The organism is Caulobacter sp. B11 (assembly GCF_002737765.1).
GTDB lineage: Bacteria > Pseudomonadota > Alphaproteobacteria > Caulobacterales > Caulobacteraceae > Caulobacter.
Genome location: NZ_PEGG01000398.1, coordinates 1 through 2,679, shown reverse-complemented (window position 1 = coordinate 2,679; position 2,679 = coordinate 1). Strand labels below are relative to the sequence as shown.

Genomic DNA, 2,679 nt, shown 5'->3' with positions numbered 1-2,679 from the left:
ACCGCCTGGCCGGCGCTCCAGCCCGAGGCCCAGGCCCACTGGAAATTGTAACCGCCCAGCCAGCCGGTGACGTCGACCACCTCGCCGATGAAATAGAGCCCGGCGAGGCCTTGGCCTCCAGGGTCCGAGAATCCAGCTCGTTGGTGTCGACCCCGCCCAGGGTGACCTCGGCGGTGCGATAGCCTTCCGACCCACGGGCTTGAAGTCCAGCCATTGATCCTGGCGGCCACGCCGCGCAGCAGGACGTCGGAACAGTCGGCCAGATTGCCCGCCGCCCCAGCGTCCTCGGCGATCAGCGAGGCCAGGCGCTTGGGGACCATGTCGGCCAGCACCGTCGACAGGGCGCGCTTGGCGCTGGTCGTCCGCAGCCCCTTCAGCGTCGCGAACACATCGACCCCGGGGGCCATGTCGACGCTGATCTCGCCGCCTTCGCGCCAATAGGACGAGATCTGCAGGATCGACGGACCCGACAGCCGCGATGGGTGAACAGCATGGCCTCGGAGAACCGGGTCTTGCCGCTGGACACCACCGCGTCGACGGCCATGCCCGACAGGGGGGCCAGGCGCTCGAGCGTCTTGATCTCGAAGGTCAGGGGCACCAGGGCCGGCCGGGTCTCGGTGACCCGCAGTCCGGCCTGGGCGGCGATCTCGTAGCCGAGGCCGGTGGCGCCCATCTTGGGGATCGACTTGCCGCCGCAGGCCACCACCAGGGAGCTGCAGCGCACCGGTCCGCTGGACAGGCGCACGGTGTAGCCCTCGGCCTCGCGGGTCATGCCCTCGAAGGTGGTCAACAGCCGCTGCTGGACCCCGACCATCCACATTTCCGACTGCAGCATCTCGACGATCTGCATGGCCGAGCCGTCGCAGAACAGTTGGCCCAGCGCCTTCTCGTGGTAGGCGATGCCATGCTTCTCGACCAGGGCGATGAAGTCGCGCGGCCGGTAGCGGCGCAGGGCCGAGACGCAGAACTTGGGGTTCTCGGACAGGAAATTGCGCGCGGCGGTGTTGATATTGGTGAAGTTGCAGCGCCCGCCGCCGCTGATGCGGATCTTCTCGCCCGGCGCCTTGGCATGGTCGACGACCAGAACCGAGCGCCCGCGCTTGCCCGCCTCGATGGCGCACATCATGCCCGCGGCGCCCGCGCCGATCACCACCACATCGAACTGTTCCAAGACCGGTCTTTCTTCGCTGAGCGGCGTAACCACCTTAGCGCACGCGGGAAGTCAATCCGCTGCGCTCTTGACGCCCGCGCCCCAGGCGTTACGAACCCTGCCCTCCCTAGGATCAGGCCCCCATCATGACGTCCGCGCCCGCGACGACGATCGGCATCGATTTTGGAACGACCAATACGGTCGTGTCCCTGACCCATGGCGAAGGACCGGCGACCCTGGTGCGCTTTCCGACCACCGCCGGCGACATCTTCGCCTTCCGCTCGGCCCTGGCCTTCCAGCAGCATCCGGCGGTCGGCGATCATCCGCCCGAGCGCACGGTCGAGGCCGGGCCCTGGGCGATCGAGGCCTATGTCGAGGACCCGCTCGACACGCGCTTCATCCAGTCGTTCAAGACCTTCGCGGCCAGCGCCGCCTTCACCGAAACCAAGATCCACAATCGCCGCTATCAGTTCGAAGACCTGTTGGCCGCCTTCCTGCTGCGCCTGCGCCATCATGCCGGCGAGGCCATGGGCCGGCTTCCGCCCCGCGTCATCGTCGGACGCCCGGTGACCTTCGCGGGCGGCAATCCCGACGAGGCCCTGGCCCTGTCACGCTACGAGGCCGCCTTCGCGCGCCTGGGCTTCACCGACATCCGCTATGCCTATGAACCGGTCGGGGCAGCGTTCTTCTTCGCCCGGCAGCTGACCCAGGACGCCACGGTGCTGGTCGCCGACTTCGGCGGCGGCACCAGCGACTTTTCCATCGTGCGCTTCGAGAAGTCCGGCGGGACCCTGCGCTCCAAGGCCCTGGCCCGATCGGGCGTCGGCGTCGCCGGCGACGCCTTCGACTACCGGATCATCGACAACATCGTATCGCCGGAACTGGGCAAGGGCAGCCTGTACCGGGCCTTCGACAACCGGCTGCCCATTCCGCAGCGCTACTATACCGCCTTCGCTCGCTGGGATCAGCTGGCCCTGCTGCGGGCGTCCAAGGATATGCGCGACATCCGCAGCCTGGCCCGCACGGCCATGGAGCCGGAGAAGATCGAGCGTCTGATCGAGGTCCTCGACGACAATCACGGCTACTCCCTCTATCGGGCCGTCTCGGCGCTGAAGGAGGCCCTGTCGCGCGACGAGGAGGCGGTCTTCCTGTTCGAGGCCGGGTCGGTGCGGATCGAAAAGCCCGTCAAACGCACGGACTTCGAAGGGTGGATAAGCCCCGAACTGAAGGCCATCGAGCGCGCGGTCGACCAGGCCATGGAACGGTCGGGCTTGCCACCCGAGGCTATTGACCGGGTCTTCCTGACCGGCGGCACGTCATTCGTTCCGGCGGTGCGCGACATCTTCCTCGGCCGGTTCGGGGCCGAGCGGATCGAGACCGGCGGCGAGTTCGAATCCATCGCCTCGGGCCTGGCCCTGATCGGTCGCGAAGCCGATCTCGATCTGTGGAGCGAACGAGCGCAGCGCGAGCCGGCGGCCTAGCGAAATCCGTCACCCGGCCGTCGCCGGCCCGGGTGACGGATGAACCCT

Annotated in this window: 1 protein-coding gene and 1 pseudogene; one reads left to right on the top strand and one right to left on the bottom strand. The window is 68.0% G+C overall.

Going from position 1 to position 2,679, the window contains the following annotated elements; genetic code table 11:
- Positions 1–1,171: pseudogene (locus tag CSW58_RS13460) on the bottom strand (NAD(P)/FAD-dependent oxidoreductase); the annotation flags it as partial.
- A gap of 125 nt (positions 1,172–1,296) precedes the next feature.
- On the opposite strand from CSW58_RS13460, the gene CSW58_RS13455 reads away from it, so the two are divergent.
- A complete protein-coding gene (locus CSW58_RS13455; RefSeq protein WP_099447607.1) occupies positions 1,297–2,631 on the top strand; it encodes an Hsp70 family protein in 1,335 nt (444 codons plus the stop codon).
- Positions 2,632–2,679: the final 48 nt, after the last annotated feature.